We start from the raw sequence: 22,001 nt of genomic DNA on the forward strand, positions 1-22,001 counted from the left end.
CAACCCGCGGCCGGCGCCTCCAACGCCGGCCGCGACGCTTTTGCTGCTCTCCGCCCCGGCCACGAAGACTTTCCCATGCTCAGCCAGTTGCTCGCCCGCAAGACCGATTTCAGCAACGACGACCACGCCCACGGTCCAGGCCTGCGCCGCACGCTGGGGCCGTGGGGTATCACCGCGCTGGGCATCGGCGCCGTGATCGGCACCGGCATCTTCGTGGTCACCGGCACGGCTGCAGCCGAGCACGCCGGGCCGGCGGTGCTGATCTCCTTCATCATCGCGGCGATCTGCAGCGGCTTTGCCGCGCTGTGCTATGCCGAGTTCGCCACCCTGATCCCGATCTCCGGCAGCTCCTACTCGTACGCCTATGCATCGCTGGGCGAACTGGCGGCCTGGTTCATCGGCTGGAACATGGTGGCGGAATACGGCATCTCCGCCTCCGCCGTGGCGGCGAGCTGGACCGGCTACTTCACCAGCCTGCTCGATCATATGGGACTGCACCTGCCGGTGGCGCTGACCGAAGCACCGCTGGCCTTCACCAAGGGCGAACTCGTGGTCACGGGCCACCTGTTCAACCTGCCCGCGGTGGCAATCGTGATGGCGCTGACCTGGCTGTGCTACATCGGCATCCGCGAATCGTCCAGCCTCAACGCGCTGATGGTGCTGGTCAAGGTCGGTCTGATCATCATCGTGGTGGTGGCCGGCTACCGCTACGTGAACCCCGAGAACTGGCACCCGTTCATCCCCGAGCCGCAGGGCGACGGCAAGTACGGCTGGTCCGGCATCATGCGCGGCGCGGCCATGGTGTTCTTCGCCTACATCGGCTTCGAGGCCACCTCCACGGCGGCGCAGGAATGCAAGACACCGCAACGCGACCTGCCCTTCGGCATCCTGGTGTCGCTGGTGATCTGCACCGTGCTCTATCTGGCGATGGCCGCGGTGCTCACCGGGCTGGTGCCGTACACCCTGCTGGACACCGCCGAGCCGGTGGTCACCGCGGTGGCCGCGCATCCGGAGCTGGACTGGCTGCGCCTGATCGTGGAGATCGGCGCCATGATCGGCCTGTCGTCGGTGATCCTGGTAATGATCATCGCGCAGCCGCGCATCTTCATGATCATGGCGCGTGACGGCATGCTGCCGAAAGTGTTCGCCAAGGTGCATCCGCGTCACCGCACGCCGCACATCAACACGTTGATCACGGGCAGCATGATCGCCTTGCTGGCGGCCGTGTTCCCGCTCGACCTGCTGGCCAACCTCACCTCGATGGGCACGCTGATCGCGTTCTCGGCGGTGTGCGCCGGCGTACTTATCCTGCGCTACACCCTGCCCGACCTGCCGCGCACCTTCCGCGTGCCGTGGGTCTGGTTTACCTGCCTTGCCGGCGTGGCGTGCTGCTTCGCCCTGCTGTTCAGTCTCGACTGGTTCAACTGGGCGATCCTGGGCGGCTGGACCCTGCTGGGTTTCGCCATCTACTTCCTCTACAGCCGCAAGCACAGCGTGCTGCATCAGGCGGCCAATCAACCGTCCGTGACGAAATTTCAGTGATATTCGCTTAAGATCGCTGAAAATACTTCATAAGCACACAAGTAACGCAAACGTCGCGATTCCACCATTCTCGTCAGAACATGCGAACTTGAATGTAAAATGCGTGTTATGTTATTGATTTTAAATAGCTTGTCGGTGCGCCATCGCGGCGAGTTGCATCCGGGGTCGCCCATTCGCCGAACGCGGGAGTATGATCCCCAGTCCGAGGGTAAATCACTTGGCAGTGGGCCCCGGATCGCGGCCCGGCCCGTCAGGCAAAGCAGCTCCTCAGCCTGACGTCGCCGGGCCGCACTTTGTCCAGCATCCGCGCATCCATCACCGGCTCGTCCGCGGAATCCGCCCCATGAAATGAAAAGGCCGGCGAGATCGCCGGCCTTGCAGAGCTTGCCGCGTGGCGGTCAGGCTTTCTTGGGGGTGTGCGACACGCACCAACCTTTCGCGTTCACCGACTTGCCCGGGAACAGCTGGCACGGGCCGCGGCCAGTGGGGCCACCGGAGTAGAACTGACAGTTGGCGCAATCGTCGCCGGCCTTGTGCTTGGGGTTGGTGGACTTGGTGGTGTCCTCCACGTAGTCCAGGGCCTTGGCGGTCGGATCGTCAGGGCCCAACGCCGGCAGGTCGGCGGCACGCGCGAACCGCGGCAGGCCCCCCATCACCACGGCTGCCGCCGTGGTCCCTGCGGCCACCTTGAGGAACCGGCGACGCGATTCGATATCTTTGTCGTTCGACATGGCACATGTCTCCATTGGGTTGCAGCCGACGCACCCTGCCCCGGCCCCTCGGCGATGGTACGCCCGGTCACGCAATCTTTCCTGACTCGCGAGAATGGCTCTCATTCCGGCAAGAGCCGCTGGCGCGGCGTGTTATCATCGATCACTCATTTGGACGTCCAAATCACATGAGCCAGCCCCTGCCCGACGCAATCGCAGCCAGCCACTTCGACGCCTGCGCCGACCGCGTGGCCGAGACCGCGCGCGCGCTCGCAGGCAAGGGCTGGACTCCTGCGACCAGCAGCAATTTCTCGATGCGCGTCGATGCGGGCCACGCCGCCATCACGATCTCCGGGCGCGACAAGGGCAAGCTGGGCCGCGACGACATCATGCTGATCGACCTCGAGGGTCGACCGGTGGGCACCGGGGCGCGCCCCAGCGCCGAGACTGCGCTGCACACCCAGGTCTACCGGCGCTGGCCCGACATGAATGCGGTGTTGCACACCCACTCGCGCACGCAAAGCGTGGCGTCGCGACTGTTTGCCCGCGAGGGCGTGGTCCGGCTGCAGGGCTGGGAGTTGCAGAAGGCGATCAGCGGCTACCACAGCCATGACAGCGTGCTGGAGATCCCGGTGTTTCCCAACACCCAGCACATGCCCGAACTGGTCGCCCATGTGGATGCCTGGCTCGACGCCGGCAAACCGCTGCACGCCTACCTGATCGACGGCCACGGCATCTATACCTGGGGCCGCGACATGGCCGAGAGCGAGCGCCACCTGGAAGCGCTGGAGTTCCTGCTCGGCTGCGAACTGGATCTGCGAACACTGAGGTCATCATGAGCCGCCTGCGCATTTTCGACGAGAACGAACCGCACACCGCCCGCGCCACGCTCGACCGCCACGAAGCCATCGCGGAAGAACTGGCCAAGGTCGGCGTGCGCTTCGAACGATGGGAAGCGAACCAGCCGATCGCCCCGGGCGCCAGCCAGGAGGAAGTGATCGCGGCCTACCGCAGCGACATCGACCGCCTGATGGACGAAGCCGGCTACCAGGCCGTCGACGTGATCAGCCTCGCTCCCGACCATCCCGACCGCGCCGCCCTGCGCCAGAAGTTCCTCAGCGAACACACCCACAGCGAGGACGAGGTGCGATTCTTCGTCGCCGGCTCCGGCCAGTTCACCCTGCACCTGGATGGCAAGGTCTACGACGTGCTGTGCGAGCAAGGCGACCTGATCGGCGTGCCCGACGGCACGCGGCACTGGTTCGACATGAGCGAGGCGCCGTACTTCGTGGCCATCCGCCTGTTCACCAACAAGGAAGGCTGGGTGGCCAACTTCACGGGCGACGACATCGCCACCCGCTTCCCCCGCATGCAGCCGAACCCGTAGGAGCCCGCTCGCGGGCGATGCCTTTTCCAACCCCCGCATCCATCGTGCTGAATCTGTCGAAGGCCCGAGTCCCGTCCCCATGACCGAAATCCGCGCCATCGTCACCGACATCGAGGGCACCACCAGCTCGATCGACTTCGTCCGCGACGTCCTGTTTCCGTTCGCCCGCAAGCGCCTGCCCGCGTTCGTGGAAACCCATGGCGATCGTCCCGACGTGCAGCACTGGCTGCACGAGGCCGCGCGCGAAGCCGGCATGATCGAGGCCGAACGACAGGAGGTGGTGGAATTGCTGCTGCAATGGATCGCGCAGGATCGCAAGTCCACCGCGCTCAAGGCGCTGCAGGGCATGATCTGGAAGGAAGGCTACGAAAGCGGAGCCTACCGCGCCCACGTCTACCCCGAAGTGGCTGCCCGCCTGCGCGCCTGGCGCGCCGACGGGCTTCGCCTGTATGTGTACTCCTCCGGTTCGGTACCGGCGCAGCAGCTGTTCTTCCACTACTCGGAAGCCGGCGACCTGACGCCCTTGTTCGCCGGCTATTTCGATACGGAAACCGGCCCCAAGCGCGAGGCGCAGTCCTATCGCCGCATCGCCGAAGCCGTGGGCGAGGAGCCCCGCCACCTGCTGTTCCTGTCCGATATCGTCGAGGAGCTGGACGCCGCGCGCGCCGCCGGTTTCCAAACCGCCTGGCTGGTGCGTGAGCCGCAACCGCGGCCGGAGGCGGCAAGCCATCGGGTCTATCGCGACTTCGACGCGATCGACCCGGCCAGCTGAGATGCGTCGGGGCGTGCGTACTCTGCTGACCATCGCGGCGGCATTCAGCGCCGGCGTGGCGCTGGCCGCGTGGTTGCCGGTCAGCGCTCTCCCCGACTCGGCCAACACGCCGCCCGCGATGCCGCTTCAAGCCGAAACACCGGCCGAATCGACAGCGGCGCCCGATGCCTGGCCGGCATCCGCGCCCAGCCCCGAGCAGGTGCTCTACGCCCAGCCGCAGATGGTACGCGACGCCCTCGCCCGACTGACGCCGCGGGTGGCGGGCAAGCCCAATCTCTACCTGCTCGCTTTCGCCGGCGACGGCAGCGAGGACGTGTTCCGCAATGAGGCCGAATACGCCGCGCAACTGTTCGGTTCGCGCTTCGGCCCCACCGTCCACAGCCTGGTGCTGGAGAACAACCCGGCCTCGCTGACCACCCACCCGCTGGCCAGCTGGAGCAATCTCGAAGCGGCGCTCGACGGCTTGCAGCAGGTGATGCGAACGGACGAGGACATCCTGCTGCTCTACGTCACCAGCCACGGCGACGAGGACCATACCCTGCTGGTCGACATGGACCCGTTGCCGCTGGATCAGATCGGCGCGCAGGATCTCGCCGACATTTTGGCGGCGCGCCACTTCCGGTGGAAAGTGGTGGTGGTCAACGCCTGCTACTCCGGCGGCTTCGTGCCGCCGCTGCGCGGTTCCGGCACCCTGGTGCTCACCGCTGCACGCAGCGACCGCAGCTCGTTCGGCTGCGGCAGCGATTCGGACATCACCTACTTCGGCAAGGCCTGGCTGGTCGATGCGCTGAACCACACCGACAACTTCGTCGACGCGTTCAAGCGGGCACGCGGCGATATCGCCCACTGGGAAAGGCAGGACGAGCTCACCCCCTCCGAACCGCAGATCGACGTCGGCAGCGGCATCGCGGCACAGCTGGCAGCGTGGCGCAAGCACGTCGTGCCCGGCCCGGCGGTGTCGTTCAAGCCAGCAGCGCCCGGCGCAGCCGACACGACGCCGACGCCCTGACCGCAGCTCAAACCCCTGGCCAGGTCCGCGCCGGGCGTCGCTGCCATGAATCCCGGATATAACGCGCCACGCATGTCGCCGCGAGGCTTCACGAATTTCACCTGCAGCGGCTGCTAGCGTGGCGCTCCCTTCCTGAGCGGGAGACCCGCATGAGCGCACGCAGCCACCTGACCAGGCCCGCCATGTCGAGCCACCTGCGCCGGCCGTTCTCGTCGCCATGGCGGCCAGCCATGATTCCCCTGCTGGTGCTGTCGGCCTGTTCGTCAGCGCCGCCCGCGACACGCCAGACGCAAGCCGCCGCCCCCGCCGCATGCGTGCCCGCGCAGCTCAAGCTGTCGCTGGACGACGGCAACGGCCGCTTCAACGGAATGTCGCATGCCGGCACCATGCTGGTCGTGCACAACGCAAGCGAAGTCGCCTGTTCGATCGCCGCCATGCCCGCGCCGGGCTTGCGGGGCGCACAACGGCAAACACTGGCCATCGCCGCGCAGGTCCCGCCAATACCCGCCGCCCAACCACCACGGCTCACGCTGGCTCCCGGCGCCAGTGTGGAGAGCGACATGCGCTGGGTTTCAGGCAACGTCTACGACGACGGCCATTGCGAGTCGCCGGCCGTCATCACGCTGGCCATCGGCGCGGGAACCGTGAGCGCACCCTTCCACGGCCAACTCTGCGGCGCCGGCGGCAAGCCATCCACGTACTCGATCGGCCCGTTCCGCGTGGCCGGCGCAACCGGGACCATCGGCGCGGCCAGCATTCGCTACCGCTGCGACGATGGCCGCACCGTGCTGGCCGCCTATCCCGACACGCAGACCGCCATGCTGGACTTCGACTCGCAGACGCATCGGCTGCACGCGGCGGTTTCGGCCGATGGCGCGCGCTACGTGGACGAGCATTGGCAATGGTGGAGCAAGGGCATGCATGACGCCTGGCTCGCCGAGCTCAAACCCGGCGAACAGATCGCGTCGGCAGCCGGCGTGGCTTGCCGCACCCCCTGATCTGCACCGACCGGTCTCCTCGCTAGCGCACCCGGTGCCGGTCGGCCAGCACCGCAATCGCGTCCGCCAGCGACAATCCGCGCGCCCGCAACACGACCACGAGATGGAACAGCAGATCCGCTGCTTCACCCAGCAGCGCCTCGTCGTCCTGCACTACCGCGGCCAGCGCCGTTTCCACGCCCTCCTCGCCCACCTTCTGGGCGATGCGGCGGATGCCGTCGTCAAACAGCTTCGTCGTGTAGCTGCCGGTCGGCCGCTCGACGTGGCGTTGCGCGACCAGCGCGTCGAGTTCGGCGAGGAAACCCAGCGGCGGGCGCACGTCGGCGCTGTCGCCAAAGCAGCTGGAGGTGCCGGTGTGGCAGGTGGGGCCGTGCGGTTCGGCCTGGATCAGCAAGGTGTCGGCGTCACAGTCGAGGCGGATCGACTTCAGCGCGAGCACGTTGCCGGAGCTCTCGCCCTTCATCCACAAGCGCTGCTTGCTGCGGCTGTAGAAGGTGACGCGGCCATCGGCCTGCGTCTGCACCAGCGCATCGGCATTCATGTAGCCGAGCATCAGCACCTCGCCGCTCAGCCAGTGCTGCACGATCGCCGGCAGCAGGCCATTGCCCTTGGCCCAGTCGGGAACATCGGGATTGATTGCAGGGGTGGTGGTCATGGGTTGATCTCCTTGGAGCGAGAAGTGAGTGGAGAGAAGTGAGAAGTGACAGAAAGCATCCGATCCACCATTGCGGTGAGGTTTCTGCTGTCTCTCACTTCTCACTCCTGCTCACTCACTCCTCACCCGTACGCCTTCAGCTTGCAGGTAGCGCTTCAACGCGGGAATCGAAATGGCGCCCGAATGGAACACGCTGGCCGCCAGCGCGCCATCCACGTCGGCCTCGACGAAGGCATCGCGGAAATGTTCGGGAGCGCCGGCACCGCCGGAGGCCACCAACGGCACCTGGCAGATCGCGCGGGCGGCCCGCAATTGGTCCAGGTCGTAGCCGCGGCGTACCCCGTCGCTGTCCATGCAATTGAGCACGATCTCGCCGGCACCCCGCCGCTGTGCCTCGACTATCCAGTCCAGCGTGCGGCGCGGCAGCGCCTGCATTTTCGCGGGATCGCCGGTGTACTGGCGCACGCGCCATTCGCCGTCGCCGTCGCGCAACGAGTCGATGCCGACCACCACGCACTGCACGCCGAACGCGGCGGCCAGTTCGTCGATCAGCGCGGGCCGCGCCAAGGCGGGCGAGTTCACCGAAATCTTGTCGGCACCCGCATGCAGCACCGCGCGTGCCTCGTCGACCGAGCGGATGCCGCCGGCGACGCAGAACGGAATATCGATCACGCGGGCGACTTTCTCCACCCAGCTGCGATCCACGCTGCGTCCCTCGGGGCTGGCGGTGATGTCGTAGAACACCAGCTCGTCGGCGCCTTCGTCGCGGTAGCGCAGCGCGAGGTCGACGATTTCGCCCATGACCACGTGGTCGCGGAAGCGCACGCCCTTGACCACCTGGCCGTTGCGCACGTCGAGACAGGGAATGATGCGGCGGCTCAGCACGCCAGCGCCTCCGCCACGGTGAAACTCCCTTCCAGCAGGGCGCGACCGAGGATCACCGCATTCGCGCCGGCATCGCGCGCGGCACGGATATCGTCCAGCGAACGCACCCCGCCGGACGCCTGCAGCGCCAGTTGCGGCATGCTGGTCACGAGGTGGCGATACAGGTCGAGATTGAAGCCGGCGAGCATGCCGTCGCGATCGATGTCGGTGCACAACAGGTGACGGGCGCCGCGTGCTGCGTACCACGGTGCCAGCTCGTCCAGCGTGCGCGCCTCCACTTCGGTCCAGCCGGCGCTGGGCAGGACCCAGCGTCCCTCCGCGTGGCGGGTGTCCAGCGCGAGGGTCAGCCGCTCTGCGCCGTACTTCGCCAGCCAGGCGGCGACACGCGCCGGATCGCGCACCGCCACGCTGCCAACCACCACGCGCTGCACGCCGGCATCGAACAACCGCTGCAGATCTGCCTCTTCGCGCACGCCGCCACCGGCCTGGATCGCCATGCCATCGGTGGCGATCGCGGCGATCACCGCGAGATTGTCCAGCCGGCCCGAACGTGCGCCATCCAGGTCGACCAGGTGCAGCCACCGCGCACCGGCGTCGGCGTAGCGCCCGGCCAGCTCGCGCGGGTCCGCCGCGTAGGTCGTCTGCTGCGCGTAGTCGCCCTGCTTCAGGCGCACCACCTGGCCGCCGCGCAAGTCGATCGCGGGAATCACGTCGAAGTTCATAGTTCGAGAAAGTTCTTCAGCAGTCGGGCGCCGACACCCGCGGAGCGTTCGGGATGGAACTGCATGCCGTGGAAGTTGCGGTGCGCGATCACCGCCGAGAACGCGCCGCCGTAGTCGGCGGTGGCCAGAGTCCAGTCGCCGACCGGTACCGCGTAGCTGTGCACGAAATAGGCCTGCTCGCCCTCGCCCAGCCCGGCCAGCAGCGGATGTTCCCGCCGGATCGACACCTCATTCCAGCCCATGTGCGGCACGCGCAGACCGGGAGCCTCGGCGAAGCGTCGCACCGACGCGGGAATCAGGCCGAGGCATGCGGTGTCGCCCTCTTCCGAATGCGTGCACAGCAGCTGCATGCCCAGGCATACGCCGAGCACGGGCTGGCGCAGCGAACGCAAGACCTCGACCAGACCCAGCTCGCGCAGCCGCGTCATGCCCGGTCCGGCCGCACCCACGCCGGGCAGGATCACCTTGTCGGCGGCGCGGATCGCGGCAGCCTCCGAGGTCAATTCGGCGTCCGCGCCAAGACGCTGCAAGGCGTAGCGCACCGAGCCGATATTGGTGCCGCCTGCATCGACCAGTACCACGCTCATCACAGCGCGCCCTTGGTACTCGGCAGTTCGCTGCCGGAGCGCGCGATCGCCTGGCGAAGGGCGCGCGCCACGACCTTGAAGCAGGCTTCAACCATGTGGTGCGCGTTGTCGCCGCGCACGGCGAGGTGCAGGTTCGCACCCAGCGTCTCGCACAGCGAGCGGAAGAAATGCGGCACCAGTTCGGTCGGCACCTCGCCCACGCGCTCGCGCGGGAAGCTGCCCTCGAACACGAAGTACGGTCGGCCGGACAGGTCCAGCGCGGCGCTGGCCTGCGCCTCGTCCATCGGCAGGGTGAAGCCGTAGCGACCGATGCCGCGCTTGTCGCCGAGCGCCTGCTTCAGGGCCTGGCCGAGTGCCAGCGCGCAATCCTCGATGGTGTGGTGCTCGTCGATGTGGGTGTCACCGTCGCAATCGAGTTCCAGCGCAAGGCCGCCGTGCTTGCCGATCTGTTCCAGCATGTGGTCGAAGAAGCCCAGCCCGGTGCGCACCTGCGGGTCGGTCGCGCGATCCAGGTCGACCTTGACGGTGATGCGGGTCTCTTTCGTGTGGCGCACCACGGTGGCGGTGCGCGGCGCATCCAGCAGCCGGTGCGCCACCTCCTCCCAGCCGATACCTTGGGGGCCCACGCGAAAACCGCGCACGCCGAGGTTCGCGGCAAGCTGCAGGTCGGTTTCACGATCACCGACCATCGCTGAGGCGGCGCGGCTCCAGCCGTCGTCGGCCAGGTAGTGGCGCAGCATGCCGACGCCGGGCTTGCGCGTGTCGAGGCCTTCGTGCGGAAGGCTGCGGTCGATCAACACCTCGCGGAAGCGAATGCCCTGCGAGGCGAGGATGCGCAGCAGAAGTTCGTGGGGGCCACGGAAATCGGATTCGGGAAAACTGTCGGTGCCCAGCCCATCCTGGTTGCTCACCATCACCAGCGCGTAGCCGGCGGCGACGAAGCGCTGCAACGCGGCGATCACTCCGGGCAGCAGGGCCAGCTTCTCCCAGCTGTCGACCTGCTCGTCGGCCGGCTCCTCGATCAGGCAGCCGTCCCGATCGACGAAAAGAATCTTGCGGACGGTCATGCGATGCCTCGATCCGAAGCCAGCACGGCCAGTACCCGCTCGTTCTCCGCCGGCGTGCCGATAGTGATGCGCAGCGCGTCGGCGAGGTTCGGGTAGCGGCGCACGTCGCGCACCACGATGCCGGCGGCGAGCAGGCGCCGGTAGACGTCGGCGGCATCGTCGAAGCGGACGGCAAGGAAGTTCGCCTGCGAAGGCAACACCTCGCGCACGCCGGGCAACCGGCGCAACGCCTCGCACATGCGCGTGCGCTCCGCACGCACGATGGAGAGGTGTTCGCGCGCATTCGCCCGGCCCCAGCCGGACAGCGCCAGCAGCGCCGCGTCCACGCACGGCAACGGCAACGGGTACGGCGCCATGATCTTCCGCAGCAAGGCGACCACGCCGGCGTTCGCCAGCAGGCTGCCGATGCGTGCGCCGGCCAGCGCCCAGGCCTTGGACAGAGTGCGCAGCACGGCGAGGTTGTCGTAGCGGTCGATCAAGTCGGCGATGCTGCCGTCGTCGGCAAACTCCACGTACGCCTCGTCCACCACCAGCAAGGCGCGGTCAGACAGCGCCCGCGCCAGCCGTTCGAGTGCCGCACGCGGCACCGCCTGACCGGCGGGATTGTTCGGAGTGCACACGAAGACGAGCGTCACCGCCGGGGTCAGTGCCGCGAGCACCGCGTCCACGTCCAAGGTGAAATCCGCCGCCAGTGGCACCTCGACGATGCCGGCGCCCTGCACCCGCGCGCACACCGCGTACATGCCGAACGTCGGCGGCTGGATCAGGATCGCGTCGCGGCCGGCGCGACAGAACGCGCGCAGCAGCAGGTCGATCGCCTCGTCGCTGCCGCGGCCGACCAGCAACTGTTCGGGCCGCACGCCATACAGTGCTGCCAACGCAGCGACCAATGCGACGGGCTGCGGTTCGGGATAGCGGTTGCAGCCCAGTCCGTCGTCACCCACCGGCGCCCACGCCGACTCGTTCGCGTTGAGGAAAACCTCGCCGCCGCTGGCCTCCATCCGCGCCGAGGAATACGGCTGCATCGCCCGAAGTTCCGGCCGCGCCAGGTCGAGCACGCTCATGCCAGCGCCTCCAGCCGCAGGGTCACTGCACGGCGGTGCGCTTCCAGCTGCTCGGCCGCCGCCAGCGTCGCGGTACACGGGCCGATGCGGCGCAGGCCGTCGGCGCTGACTTCCTGCACGCTGATCTGCTTCTGGTAGCTGGCCACCGACACGCCGCTGTAGCTGCGCGCGTAGCCGTAGGTCGGCAGCACGTGATTGCTGCCGCTGCAGTAATCGCCCACCGATTCGGGCGTCCACGGACCGAGGAAGATCGAGCCGGCACTGTCGACGCCGTCGAGCAACGCGCGCGGCTCAGCCACCTGCAGGATCAGGTGCTCGGGCGCGTAGCGGTTGCTCACCTCGACCGCCTGCGCCAGCGAGTCGACTGCGATCAACCGGCTCTGCGCCAGCGCCTGGCGCGCGATGTCAGCGCGCGGCAGGCCGTCACACTGACGTTCGACCTCACGCTCCGCGCGCTCGATCAGCTCCACCGAATCGCTGAGCAGGATCACCTGCGAATCCGGTCCGTGCTCGGCCTGCGACAGCAGGTCGGCGGCGACGAACACCGGATTCGCGGCGGCATCGGCGATCACCAGTACTTCCGACGGCCCGGCCGGCATGTCGATCGCCGCACCGTCCGGGTCGGACGACACCTGCAGCTTCGCCTCGGTCACCCAGGCATTGCCGGGGCCGAACAGCTTGTCGCACTTCGGCACCGACTCCGTACCGTAGGCCATCGCGGCGATCGCCTGCGCGCCACCGAGCTTGAACACCTTGTGCACGCCGGTGAGGCGCGCGGCGTACAGCACCGCCCCGTCGCAGCACCCGTCAGCGCGCGCGGGCGAGCACAGCACCACCTCGCGACAGCCGGCGATGTGCGCCGGCACGCCCAGCATCAGCGCGGTGGAAGGCAGCGGCGCACTGCCAGCCGGCACATACAGGCCCACCCGGCTGACCGGCCGCAGCATGCGCTCGACCCGCACGCCGGGCGCGGTGTCGACCGCCACCGGCCGCAGCGCCGCGGCACGATGGAACAACTCGATGCGTGCGGCGGCTTCGCGGATCGCCGCTTTCAATTCGGGATCGAGCGCCGCCTCGGCCGCGACGAACTCGGCCTCGTCGACCTCGAGTGCATCCAGTGTGCAGCGATCGTACCGGGCGCTGAGCGCGCGCAACGCCGTGTCGCCGTCCTTGCGCACGGCCGCGACGATCCGTTCGACACCATGACGCACGTCGTCTGCGCGCGACTGCGCCGGTCGCGCCAGCGCCTCGCGCCGGGCCGTTTCGTCCAGGGCGTTCCAGTCCAGACGTTTCATGCAAGCGAACTCCTCGTGCTGCCCTGCTTCATGCCAGCATCTTCTCCACCGGCAGCACGAACATCTCGCGTGCACCGGCCTTCTTGATTTCCTCCAGTTGCCGCCAGCTCACCTCACCGGCGCACAACGCCTGCAGCATCAACTGGTCGGCCTGGCCAGCCACCGCCAGCAGCGTCGGCTGCGGACCGCCGGGGAGCAACCGGGTGACCGCCTCCAGCGAGTGACGCGAGGTCTGCAACAGCAGCAGCCGCGATTCGCGCACCTGGATCACGCCATCGAGCCGCTTCAGCAACAACTCCAGCATGTCGCCGCGCTCGTCCGCCGGCAGGGTCACCGGCCCGGCCAGCACCGCCTCGCTCTCCAGCAGCACCTCGGTCTCGCGCAACTGGTTGGCCACCAGGGTGCCGCCGCTCTGCACCAGGTCGCAGATCGCGTCGGCCGTGCCCAGCTTCGGCGCAATCTCGACCGAGCCGGCCAGGGTCACCACGCCGGCGTCGATGTGTTGCGCGCGCAGCCATTCACCAAGCAGGCCGGGGTATGACGTGGCGATGCGCCGTCCCGCGAGATCGCCGGGCGCGGAATAGTCGAGCTCCTGCGGCACGGCGATCGACAACCGGCACCGTCCGAAGCCGAGTGGCCGCAGTTCGGCCAGCGGCTCGCCATCGCGCCCCGCAGTGAGCTGGAACTCGCCCAGCACGTTGCGGCCGACGATGCCGACGTCGCATACGCCTTGCGCGATCAGGCCGGGGATGTCGTCGTCGCGCACCAGCAGCAGGTCGACCGGCTCGCCTTCGCCGAAGCAGAACAGCTTGTCGCGGCTTTGCCGGAAGGTCAGGCCGCATCGCTTGAGCAGGTCCAGCGCCGGCTCGGTCAGCCGTCCGGATTTCTGCATCGCGATGCGCAGGCGGTCGCGCGGCTTCATGCCCTCTTCCTTGCCGCCTGCGCCTGCCGCCGCGCCGCGCGGGCCGCGGCCGCGAGATAGCCGCCGCTGCCCTGGTTGAGATAGCGCGCGACCCGCCCGATCGTGGTGATGCTGACCGCAGTGCGCTCGTGGATCTCCCGGTACGACACGCCTTCGAGCAGGAACGGCACCACCCGCCAGCGGTCCACCAGCACTTCGAGTTCCGCCGGCGTGCACAGGTCGCTGAGGAACGCGCCAACTTCCTCGACGTTCTTCAGCGACAGCAACGCCTCGTACAGGCTCAGCTCGGCGGACTCGACGGGTGTTTCGGGATCAAGCGATCGGCGCTTCATAATGTACTAACGCATTAACACAGTGGTGCGCATCATACACCCATGCGGCGCTGCCGCAACCCCCTCGTTCCTCGCCGCTCGCCTCGCATCCCGGAACCCGCATCCCGGCTCTCGACAGACGAATGCCCGGTCATCCCGGCCCCAAAAACATGAACCCCCGCCGAGGCGGGGGTTCATGGCAACACGGGAAAGCCGTGTCGACTCAGGCGGACTTCTTGCGCGGGGCCGCCTTGCGGGTCGCCGGCGCCTTGGTCACCGTCGGCTTGGTGCCGGCCACGGCCGGGGCCAGCGCGTGCGCGCGCGTATTGCCGTAGCTGCTGCGGTAGATCTTGCCGCGGCGGGTCTTGCGATCGCCCTTGCCCATGGGGAACTCCTTGATTCGATGGATGTACGGCCGTCCATCATAGCAGTGCGGCGGGCAACGCCATAGGCCACTCGCGTCCAGCCCCAACCAGCCTCAATGCGCGCATTGCGGGCCGTGCACGTGGACCTGGACACGGCGGTCGCGACGCAGGTTGACGAAGTGCGCGGCGGCCAACAGCAGGCCGCCCGACGTGACCAGTGCGCTATGCACCAGGGTCAGTCCACCCTCGGCCCAGGTGACGCCGGAAATCAGCAGGAGCAACCCCGGGATGGCCAGCAGCAGCGGCAAGGGTTGCTGGTGGCGCCGAAAGCCCCGCACCAGGGCGATCACCGCCAGCACGCAGGCAAACGCCACGAAACCCCGCTCGAAGCGATGGTCGGCCAGGAACTCCAGCCCGACCAGTGGCAGCGCGGCCAGGACGAAGGGCAGCAAGGCACAGTGGATCGCGCACAGGAACGAGGCGATCGCGCCGATGCGATCGGCGCTCTGCCATCCACGCGATGTGCCTGCCTGCCCGGAATGCATCTGCCTGCCTGCCTGCCGTCGCCGCGCGAGGCGGCCGGGGAATCTGGCTGGCATGTTACATTATAACAATAGGCCGCGCTACCGGGCGATGGTCGCCGTTCAGGCTTTGCGGCAGGCCCGGCACAGACCGTGGACTTCCAGCGTCTGCGCCTGCGGCCGGAAACCCAGCGCGCGGGCCTGCGCCTCGATCAATTCGGCGACCCGTTCGTCGCAGACCTCCTGCGCGCTGGAACAGTTGTCGCAGATCAGGAATGGGACCTGATGCGCCTCGGTCGGATGGTGGCAGGAGACGAAGGCGTTGATCGACTCCAGCTTGTGGATGAAGCCGTTCTCGAGCAGGAAATCCAGCGCGCGATAAACCGTGGGCGGAGCGGCATTGCCGTGCTGTTCGCGCAGCTGGTCGAGCAGTTCGTACGCCTTGACCGGTATGCGAGATGCCGCGATCAGTTCCAGCACCTCCTTGCGCAGGGGGGTCAGACGCAGGCCCCGCTCCTCGCTGGCGTGTTCCACCGCACGCACGAAACCCTTCGCGTCATGATGGTGGTGCGGGTGGTGCGCGTGCGCGTTGTCGGCAACATCGTGGTTCAAAGCATTCACCTCGCCTCGATCATACATCCGCCACCGCCCGCCTCAGCGCGGCCCCGGCGGCGGTTTCACGGCCGGCTGGCCGCGCGGCCTGCACAGGATCACGATCCAGCCGATCGGGCCGAGCACCCAGGACCACAAGACCGCTTCCAGCACCCGGCCGCGCCACCAGCCGAGCAGCAGGCCCACGGCGACGAACAGCAGATTCCACCAGAACATGGCTGCCCAGGGCACCATATTCAACAGATTGAAGAAGACGTGCCGGAACGCGCCGGGGGCGTCGAGATCGACGCCCTGGGTGGCGCGGGCCAGCAGCTCATCCACGGGGAGACTGGCGCCAGCTGCGCCGCGCCGCCAACTCAGGCATGGGTCATGGCCATCGCGGCGTCGATGCGGCGGATCGCCTCCTCGCGCCCGGTGAGATAGATCGTGTCCTCGATCGAGGGCGAGACCTGGGTGCCGGTCATCGCGACCCGCAGCGGCTGCGCCACCTTGCCCATGCCCAACTCCAGCTGCGCCGCCACCTGCTCGATGACCAGGTGGATCGCCGCAGGCTTCCACTCGCACGTGCTCAGCAGCGTCTTCGCCGCCGCCAGCACGCCCGGGGCACCGGCATTGCCGAGATGCTTCGCCACCGCCTTGTCGTCCCAGGCAGTGATCGGGCCGTACCAGATCTTCGCCCGCTCGGCCATTTCCTTCAGCGTGTGCACGCGCTCGCGCAGCGCCACGATGACCTCGATCGGCGCGGGGCCTTGCGCGACGTCCACGCCGGCGCGCTGCAGGTGCCATTCGAACTCGGCCAGGAACGACTGCGGCTCGTCGGTCTTCAGGTAATGCTGGTTCAGCCACGCCAGCTTCTCGGTGTCGAAGCGCGAGGCCGCCTTGTTGACGTCGGCGATGTCGAACAGCGCGATCATCTCCTCGCGCGAGAAGATCTCCTGATCGCCATGCGACCAGCCCAGCCGCACCAGGTAGTTGAGGATCGCGTGGGGCAGGAAACCCTGCTCGCGATAATCCATCACGCTGACCGCGTTGGTGCGCTTGGACAGCTTCTTGCCTTCCTTGTCCAGGATCATCGGCAGGTGCGCGAACTCCGGCACCGGCGCGCCGAGCGCGTGATAGATGTTGATCTGCCGCGGCGTGTTGTTGACGTGATCGTCGCCGCGGATCACCTCGGTGACGCCCATGTCGATGTCGTCGACCACCACGGCGAAGTTGTAGGTCGGCCAGCCATCGGAGCGAAAGATCACCAGGTCGTCCAGCTCGCTGTTGGCGATCTCGATGCGGCCCTTGACCTTGTCCTCGAATACCACCGAGCCTTCGATCGGGTTGCGGAAGCGGATCACCCGGTTGGGGTCGTCGCGGCACGCCTCGTTGCGATCGCGGTAGTAACCGTTGTAGCGCGGTTTCTCGCCGGCCTTCATGGCCGCCTCGCGCATCGTCTCGATCTCGTCCTTGCTCTCGTAGGCGTAGTAGGCCTTGCCGGCGGTGACCAGCTCGTCGGCAACCTGCCTGTATCGATCGAGTCGCCGGGTCTGGTAGAACGGGCCCTCATCGGCATCGAGGCCGAGCCAGTGCATGGCGTCGAGGATCGCCTGCACCGCCGCGTCTGTGGAACGTTCGCGATCGGTATCCTCGATGCGCAGAATGAACTGTCCGCCGCGACGACGCGCCTCCAGCCAGCAATACAGCGCGGTGCGCGCGCCGCCGATGTGCAGGAAGCCGGTGGGGCTGGGAGCGAAACGGGTACGGACGGCCATGATGTTCCGGACAACAAGGAGAAACGATGGATTTTAACCGATACCGCGGGCAGCGCCGGCCTCGCATGCGCGCCCTGCCCACCTCCATGCTCGCGCTGGCGCTGCTTGTCGCCGCCGCACCCGCAAGGGCGGAGAACCCCGGTTTCGACCGCCCCGGCTACGGCTTCACGCCGGGCGTGCTGGCCGCTGGCGAGGCAATCCTCGAACAAGGCCTGCCGGACTGGAGCCGCGACCGGCAGGATGGCGTCACCGTGTCGCAGTACACCGCCGACAGCTTGCTGCGCATCGGGCTCGGCGGGCCGTTGGAAATGCAATTGGGCAGCGACTCCTGGAACGTGCTGCGGCAAGCCAGCCCGGGCGGCAGCGTGCACAGGGAAGGCCGCGGCGACAGCCAGCTGGGGCTGAAGCTGGCGCTGCCGTCGAGCCATGCGGGCTTCAGCTGGGGCCTGCTGGGCAGCGTCACCTTCACCGACGGCGAGCGGGAGTTCCGCGCAGACCATCGCCAGTACCTGCTCGGCGCGCAGTTCAACCTGGATGTCGGCGAGCGCCACTCGCTGGGCCTTTACCTGGAGAACGTGCGCCGCGGCGGCGCCGACAGCCCCACCGTGGCGCTGGACGACAGCCATGCGCTGTCGTCGGCGCTGACCCTGTACACCGAACTCGCCTGGCAGCACCTGCCCGGCGAGGGCAACGGCAGCCTCGCCGGTGCCGGCGTGCAGTGGATGGTCACGCCCAGCGTGCAACTGGACGCGGGCTTCGACCATCGCCTGCACGGCTCGGCAAACCAGTGGCAGGGCAATCTGGGCGTGTCGATCTACTTCGGCGGCTGATTGGGTCGCACGCCCCGGCGATTACTTGACGTGGACGGTGATTTTCTTCGACACCACCGCCGGCACGAACGGCACATGATTCGCGTCACCCAGCTCCAGTTGCAGAGTATGCGTACCCGGGGCCAGCTTCAGCTTGGTCTGGGTCTGGCCGCCGCCGAAATGGATGTGGTTGGCGTCGGCCGGAATCGGCTGGCCGGCGGCGGGCAAGGTCTTCACGTCGACCAGCAGGTGATGATGGCCGGTGTGCTCCCTGGTCACGCCCGCTGGCGCCACGCCCATGCCCTCGAGGCCGAAGCGCACGGTGAATTCCTGGCCGACGGTGGCGCCGTCCGCGGGCGAGATGATGTAGACCCTGGCGGCGGCCGGCGCCGACGTGCCCGGCAGCGCAGGTGCTTCGGCTGCCATCGCGACAGTGGCCAGACCGGTGAGGGCGAGAATGAGCAGGATGCGATTCATCGAGGGAACCTCCAGCAAAGGGGAACTCCCAGTGTAAGCGCTGCACCGCGCCGCCGCCCACTGTGCGCAATATGCTCACGCCGTCGTGGCTGCCTTTGCGCTCAAGCAGATAGCGAATTTGTCCACAGGCTTTGCCGAACGTGCTCCACAGTCGCTGTGGAAAACTCTCGCGCCGTTGCTCAGAAAATCATCAAGGCGTGGCAAGTCATTGCCGGCAAAGGACGAAGCGCGGTTGTCCACAGGCTTGTACAGCGACGGCGCACAGAAGCTGTGGAAAACCCGGCCCGCGATACGACGATGCCGCCCGTGGGCGGCATCGCTCCGCGACACGCGACGCACGCTCAGGCCGCGCGATCGGCCCGGGTCAGGATGCCGAACAGGTCGGCAAGCTTGTCGCGCATCTCGCGGCGGTCGACGATCAGGTCGATCGCACCGTGGTCAAGCAGGAACTCCGAACGCTGGAACCCTTCCGGCAGCGTCTCGCGCACGGTCTGCTCGATCACGCGCGGACCGGCAAAGCCGATCAGCGCCTTGGGCTCGCCGATGTTGATGTCACCCAGCATCGCCAGGCTGGCCGAGACACCACCGGTGGTCGGGTTGGTCAGCACGCTGATGTACGGCACGCCGGCATCGCGCAGACGCGCCAGCGCGGCCGAGGTCTTGGCCATCTGCATCAGCGAGAACAGCGCCTCCTGCATGCGCGCACCGCCAGTGGCGGAGAAACACACCAGCGCGCTCTTGTCGGCCAGCGCACGTTCGGCGGCGCGGGCGAACTTCTCGCCCACCACCGACCCCATCGAGCCGCCCATGTAGGCAAACTCGAACGCCACCGCCATCAACGGACGTCCCTTCAAGCGGCCGCTCATCGCGACCATGGCGTCCTTCTCGCCCAGTTTCTTCTGGGTGGCGATGATGCGGTCGCGATACTTTTTCGAATCGCGGAACTTCAGCGGGTCGGCCGGTTCCATGCTGGCCCACAGTTCCTGGCCGGAACCTTCGTCCAGCAGCGCGCCCAGGCGCGCCCGTGCGCTGATGTAGTGATGGTGGCCGCACTTGGGGCACACCATCAGGTTGCGTTCCAGTTCGGGCCGGTACAGCACGGTGCCGCAGCCCGCGCATTTCTCCCACACGCCCTCGGGCACCGAGCCCTTGCCGCCGCCCGAAGGGAGCGTGCGGGTACGCGGGTTCATGATCTTCTGCAGCCAATTCATGTCAATCGAATTCCATCCGGGCACAAGAGCGTTCGTATGCGGCAACCTCTCACGAGGCCAATCCCGCACGGCACCCCTTTGAGAGAGGGCAAAGGGTGAGGGTCCACGCTACCTCGAACCAACAGCAATAACCGCAATCATTTCCCTCAGCGTGCATCCAGCGCCGCGCGGATCGGCTGCAGGAAACTGCGCGCACGATCCGGGATATCCGCCGCGTCCGTGGCCGCCGCCAGGCTTTCGACCAGCGCGCTGCCGATGACGACCGCGTCAGCGAAGCCGCCGATCGCTGCGGCGCTGGCCGCATCGCGAATGCCGAACCCCACCGCCACCGGCGTACCGGCGAGGGTCCTGACTTCGGCAACCCGCTCGGCAATCTCGCTGACGCTCAACTGCGCCGCTCCGGTGACGCCAGCGAACGATACATAATACAGGAAGCCCTCCGCCGAGCTGCACAACTGCGCCATACGCGCAGGTGCGGTGGTGGGCGCGGCGAGCAGGATCTGCTGCAACCCCGCCTCGCGCAGCGACTGCAGCACGGTCGACTCCTCCAGCGGACAATCGACCAGCAGCACGCCATCGACGCCGGCCGCCACGGCCTCCTGTGCGAAGCGCGCGTAGCCGTGGATCTCCAGCGGGTTCAGATAGCCCATCAGCACGACCGGGGTTTCCGCATCGCGTTCGCGAAATGCATGCACCCAGCCCAGCACCTGCGCGAGACCGACGCCCTTGGCGATCGCCCGCTCACTGGCGTGCTGGATCACCGGGCCGTCTGCCATCGGATCGGAAAACGGCACGCCCAGCTCGATCAGGTCTGCCCCCGATTCCACCAGCGCATGCATCATCGCCACCATGTGCTGCGGCGAGGGATCGCCCGCGGTGACGAACGGGATCAGGCCGGTGCGGCCGGTGGCCTTGAGTTGGGCGAAGCGGGTGTCGATGCGGCTCATAAGACAGGAGTGAGTAATGAGAAGTGAGAAGTGAAAGAGAGCTCGGGCGGGTCTGAGCGGTTCTGGAGTGCGAGACTTCCTCTCACTTCTCACTCCTCTCCACTCACTCCTCGCTACACGCTCACTCCCTCGCGCGCCGCGATCGTGTGCACGTCCTTGTCGCCGCGGCCGGACAGGTTGCACAGCACGATGCCGTCTTTGGGCAACTCGCGCGCCAGCTTGATCGCCTGCGCCACCGCGTGGCTGGATTCCAGGGCGGCCAGGATGCCTTCGGTGCGCGCCAGCAGGTGGAACGCCTCCAGCGCCTCGTCGTCGGTGATGCCGACGTACTCGGCGCGACCGGCATCCTTCAGGAAGGCATGCTCCGGCCCCACACCGGGATAGTCGAGGCCGGCGGAGACCGAATGCGTCTCGGTGATCTGGCCGTTGTCGTCGCACAGCACGTAGGTGCGGTTGCCGTGCAGCACGCCGGGACGGCCGGCCGCCAGCGAGGCGGCATGATGGCCGGTGGCGATCCCCTCGCCTGCCGCCTCGGCGCCGACGATGCGCACGTCGGCGTCGTTGAGGAAGGCATGGAACAGGCCGATGGCATTGGAGCCGCCGCCGACGCAGGCGGTCAGCACGTCGGGCAGGCGGCCGTATTGCGCCAGCATCTGCGCGCGTGCCTCGCGCCCCACGACGGCATTGAAGTCGCGCACCATCTTCGGATACGGATGCGGACCGGCCACGGTGCCGATGATGTAGAAGGTGTCGGCCACGTTGGTGACCCAGTCGCGCATCGCCTCGTTCAACGCATCCTTCAACGTCTTCGAACCGGAAGTCACCGGCACCACCTCGGCGCCGAGCAGCTTCATGCGGTAGACGTTGATCTTCTGCCGCTCGATGTCGACCGCACCCATGTACACCACGCAGCGCATGCCGAAGCGCGCCGCCACCGTGGCCGTGGCCACGCCATGCTGGCCGGCGCCGGTTTCCGCGATGACGCGCTGCTTGCCCATGTGCCGCGCCACCAGCGCCTGGCCGATGGTGTTGTTGATCTTGTGCGCGCCGGTGTGGTTGAGGTCCTCGCGCTTGAACAGAATGCGCGCGCCGCCAACCTGCCGCGACAGCCGTTCGGCGTGGTAGATCGGGCTGGGCCGGCCGACGTAGTGCTGCAGGTCGCGATCCAGTTCCGCGAGGAAAGCCGGATCGGTGCTCAGCCGTTCGTAAGCCTCGCTCAACTCGGCCAACGGCGCCATCAGCGTCTCGGCGACATAGCTGCCGCCATACTCGCCGAAGCGGCCATGGGCGTCGGGGTAGAGGTTGAAGTCCGCAATCTTGCTCATGGGGTCACTCGGGGATGGACATGCCGCACTGCGGCAAGCGACCATCTTAGC

General features: G+C 67.6%; 26 protein-coding genes. 7 read left to right on the forward strand and 19 right to left on the reverse strand.

Annotated features, from left to right (window positions below):
- The first annotated feature begins 75 nt into the window (after nt 1-75).
- The gene (locus ACFCQI_RS18145) at nt 76-1,542 is read left to right on the forward strand and encodes an amino acid permease (RefSeq protein ID WP_395118981.1); all 1,467 of its coding nucleotides are present in this window, start codon (nt 76-78) and stop codon (nt 1,540-1,542) included.
- Between the two features lie 398 nt (nt 1,543-1,940).
- Here ACFCQI_RS18145 and ACFCQI_RS18150 read toward each other — a convergent pair whose 3' ends face one another.
- Complete coding sequence (locus tag ACFCQI_RS18150) at nt 1,941-2,273, reverse strand: high-potential iron-sulfur protein (RefSeq protein ID WP_395118983.1); 333 nt, start codon at nt 2,271-2,273, stop codon at nt 1,941-1,943.
- 167 nt (nt 2,274-2,440) lie between these two features.
- On the opposite strand from ACFCQI_RS18150, the gene ACFCQI_RS18155 reads away from it, so the two are divergent.
- The 5 genes from ACFCQI_RS18155 to ACFCQI_RS18175 all read left to right on the forward strand — a co-directional run bounded on the left by ACFCQI_RS18155 (nt 2,441) and on the right by ACFCQI_RS18175 (nt 6,418).
- On the forward strand, nt 2,441-3,091 hold the full coding sequence (locus tag ACFCQI_RS18155; RefSeq protein ID WP_395118985.1) for a methylthioribulose 1-phosphate dehydratase: 651 nt from the start codon (nt 2,441-2,443) through the stop codon (nt 3,089-3,091).
- Nucleotides 3,088-3,639 (forward strand): 1,2-dihydroxy-3-keto-5-methylthiopentene dioxygenase, encoded by a 552-nt coding sequence (locus ACFCQI_RS18160; protein WP_395118987.1) that lies wholly within the window; start codon nt 3,088-3,090, stop codon nt 3,637-3,639. Before ACFCQI_RS18155 ends, ACFCQI_RS18160 begins: the two co-directional genes overlap by 4 nt.
- Before the next feature lie 79 nt (nt 3,640-3,718).
- Nucleotides 3,719-4,411, forward strand: a complete 693-nt coding sequence (gene mtnC / locus ACFCQI_RS18165; protein ID WP_395118989.1) for an acireductone synthase — start codon at nt 3,719-3,721, stop codon at nt 4,409-4,411.
- Nucleotides 4,412-4,424: 13 nt separating this feature from the next.
- The gene (locus tag ACFCQI_RS18170; RefSeq protein ID WP_395118991.1) at nt 4,425-5,420 is read left to right on the forward strand and encodes a C13 family peptidase; all 996 of its coding nucleotides are present in this window, start codon (nt 4,425-4,427) and stop codon (nt 5,418-5,420) included.
- Between the two features lie 149 nt (nt 5,421-5,569).
- Complete coding sequence (locus tag ACFCQI_RS18175) at nt 5,570-6,418, forward strand: MliC family protein (RefSeq protein WP_395118993.1); 849 nt, start codon at nt 5,570-5,572, stop codon at nt 6,416-6,418.
- A 22-nt stretch (nt 6,419-6,440) separates the two neighbouring features.
- On the opposite strand, the gene hisIE is transcribed toward ACFCQI_RS18175, so the two are convergent.
- From hisIE to gltX, 14 genes are all read right to left on the reverse strand, one after another.
- Nucleotides 6,441-7,073 carry a bifunctional phosphoribosyl-AMP cyclohydrolase/phosphoribosyl-ATP diphosphatase HisIE gene (hisIE, locus tag ACFCQI_RS18180; protein WP_395118995.1) on the reverse strand — a complete coding sequence of 211 codons (633 nt, stop codon included), beginning with the start codon at nt 7,071-7,073 and terminating at the stop codon, nt 6,441-6,443.
- 111 nt (nt 7,074-7,184) lie between these two features.
- Complete coding sequence (hisF, locus tag ACFCQI_RS18185) at nt 7,185-7,958, reverse strand: imidazole glycerol phosphate synthase subunit HisF (protein ID WP_395118997.1); 774 nt, start codon at nt 7,956-7,958, stop codon at nt 7,185-7,187.
- A complete protein-coding gene (hisA, locus tag ACFCQI_RS18190) occupies nt 7,952-8,680 on the reverse strand; it encodes a 1-(5-phosphoribosyl)-5-[(5-phosphoribosylamino)methylideneamino]imidazole-4-carboxamide isomerase (RefSeq protein WP_395118999.1) in 729 nt (242 codons plus the stop codon). Before hisA ends, hisF begins: the two co-directional genes overlap by 7 nt.
- Nucleotides 8,677-9,267, reverse strand: coding sequence for an imidazole glycerol phosphate synthase subunit HisH (hisH, locus tag ACFCQI_RS18195; RefSeq protein ID WP_395119001.1), 591 nt, complete (start codon nt 9,265-9,267; stop codon nt 8,677-8,679). The genes hisA and hisH overlap by 4 nt, the downstream gene beginning before the upstream one ends.
- Nucleotides 9,267-10,334 (reverse strand): bifunctional histidinol-phosphatase/imidazoleglycerol-phosphate dehydratase HisB, encoded by a 1,068-nt coding sequence (hisB, locus tag ACFCQI_RS18200; protein ID WP_395119003.1) that lies wholly within the window; start codon nt 10,332-10,334, stop codon nt 9,267-9,269. Before hisB ends, hisH begins: the two co-directional genes overlap by 1 nt.
- Nucleotides 10,331-11,398 (reverse strand): histidinol-phosphate transaminase, encoded by a 1,068-nt coding sequence (gene hisC / locus ACFCQI_RS18205; RefSeq protein ID WP_395119005.1) that lies wholly within the window; start codon nt 11,396-11,398, stop codon nt 10,331-10,333. The genes hisB and hisC overlap by 4 nt, the downstream gene beginning before the upstream one ends.
- The gene (hisD, locus tag ACFCQI_RS18210; protein WP_395119007.1) at nt 11,395-12,693 is read right to left on the reverse strand and encodes a histidinol dehydrogenase; all 1,299 of its coding nucleotides are present in this window, start codon (nt 12,691-12,693) and stop codon (nt 11,395-11,397) included. Before hisD ends, hisC begins: the two co-directional genes overlap by 4 nt.
- A gap of 28 nt (nt 12,694-12,721) precedes the next feature.
- Nucleotides 12,722-13,615, reverse strand: coding sequence for an ATP phosphoribosyltransferase (hisG, locus tag ACFCQI_RS18215; RefSeq protein ID WP_395119009.1), 894 nt, complete (start codon nt 13,613-13,615; stop codon nt 12,722-12,724).
- Nucleotides 13,612-13,947, reverse strand: a complete 336-nt coding sequence (locus ACFCQI_RS18220) for a YerC/YecD family TrpR-related protein (RefSeq protein WP_395119011.1) — start codon at nt 13,945-13,947, stop codon at nt 13,612-13,614. Before ACFCQI_RS18220 ends, hisG begins: the two co-directional genes overlap by 4 nt.
- 202 nt (nt 13,948-14,149) lie before the next feature.
- Nucleotides 14,150-14,311, reverse strand: a complete 162-nt coding sequence (locus ACFCQI_RS18225) for a 30S ribosomal protein THX (RefSeq protein ID WP_395119013.1) — start codon at nt 14,309-14,311, stop codon at nt 14,150-14,152.
- A 93-nt stretch (nt 14,312-14,404) separates the two neighbouring features.
- Nucleotides 14,405-14,836, reverse strand: coding sequence for a MerC domain-containing protein (locus tag ACFCQI_RS18230; protein WP_395119015.1), 432 nt, complete (start codon nt 14,834-14,836; stop codon nt 14,405-14,407).
- A gap of 99 nt (nt 14,837-14,935) precedes the next feature.
- A complete protein-coding gene (locus ACFCQI_RS18235) occupies nt 14,936-15,451 on the reverse strand; it encodes a transcriptional repressor (protein ID WP_395119017.1) in 516 nt (171 codons plus the stop codon).
- A gap of 15 nt (nt 15,452-15,466) precedes the next feature.
- Nucleotides 15,467-15,745 carry a hypothetical protein gene (locus ACFCQI_RS18240; RefSeq protein ID WP_395119019.1) on the reverse strand — a complete coding sequence of 93 codons (279 nt, stop codon included), beginning with the start codon at nt 15,743-15,745 and terminating at the stop codon, nt 15,467-15,469.
- Between the two features lie 35 nt (nt 15,746-15,780).
- Nucleotides 15,781-17,181, reverse strand: a complete 1,401-nt coding sequence (gene gltX / locus ACFCQI_RS18245; protein ID WP_395119021.1) for a glutamate--tRNA ligase — start codon at nt 17,179-17,181, stop codon at nt 15,781-15,783.
- Between the two features lie 26 nt (nt 17,182-17,207).
- On the opposite strand from gltX, the gene ACFCQI_RS18250 reads away from it, so the two are divergent.
- On the forward strand, nt 17,208-18,011 hold the full coding sequence (locus ACFCQI_RS18250; protein WP_395119023.1) for a transporter: 804 nt from the start codon (nt 17,208-17,210) through the stop codon (nt 18,009-18,011).
- Nucleotides 18,012-18,032: 21 nt separating this feature from the next.
- Here the strand turns inward: ACFCQI_RS18250 and ACFCQI_RS18255 are convergent, their stop codons facing one another.
- From ACFCQI_RS18255 to trpB, 4 genes are all read right to left on the reverse strand, one after another.
- On the reverse strand, nt 18,033-18,467 hold the full coding sequence (locus tag ACFCQI_RS18255) for a DUF4399 domain-containing protein (protein WP_395119025.1): 435 nt from the start codon (nt 18,465-18,467) through the stop codon (nt 18,033-18,035).
- Nucleotides 18,468-18,808: 341 nt separating this feature from the next.
- On the reverse strand, nt 18,809-19,678 hold the full coding sequence (gene accD / locus ACFCQI_RS18260; RefSeq protein WP_395119027.1) for an acetyl-CoA carboxylase, carboxyltransferase subunit beta: 870 nt from the start codon (nt 19,676-19,678) through the stop codon (nt 18,809-18,811).
- Between the two features lie 146 nt (nt 19,679-19,824).
- The gene (trpA, locus tag ACFCQI_RS18265; RefSeq protein WP_395119029.1) at nt 19,825-20,625 is read right to left on the reverse strand and encodes a tryptophan synthase subunit alpha; all 801 of its coding nucleotides are present in this window, start codon (nt 20,623-20,625) and stop codon (nt 19,825-19,827) included.
- A 113-nt stretch (nt 20,626-20,738) separates the two neighbouring features.
- Nucleotides 20,739-21,950: a tryptophan synthase subunit beta gene (trpB, locus tag ACFCQI_RS18270; RefSeq protein WP_395119031.1), complete on the reverse strand. Its 1,212-nt coding sequence runs from the start codon at nt 21,948-21,950 to the stop codon at nt 20,739-20,741.
- Nucleotides 21,951-22,001 lie beyond the last annotated feature (51 nt).

Origin of the sequence: Rhodanobacter sp. FW102-FHT14D06 (assembly GCF_043950705.1) — a bacterium.
Taxonomy (GTDB): Bacteria; Pseudomonadota; Gammaproteobacteria; order Xanthomonadales; family Rhodanobacteraceae; genus Rhodanobacter.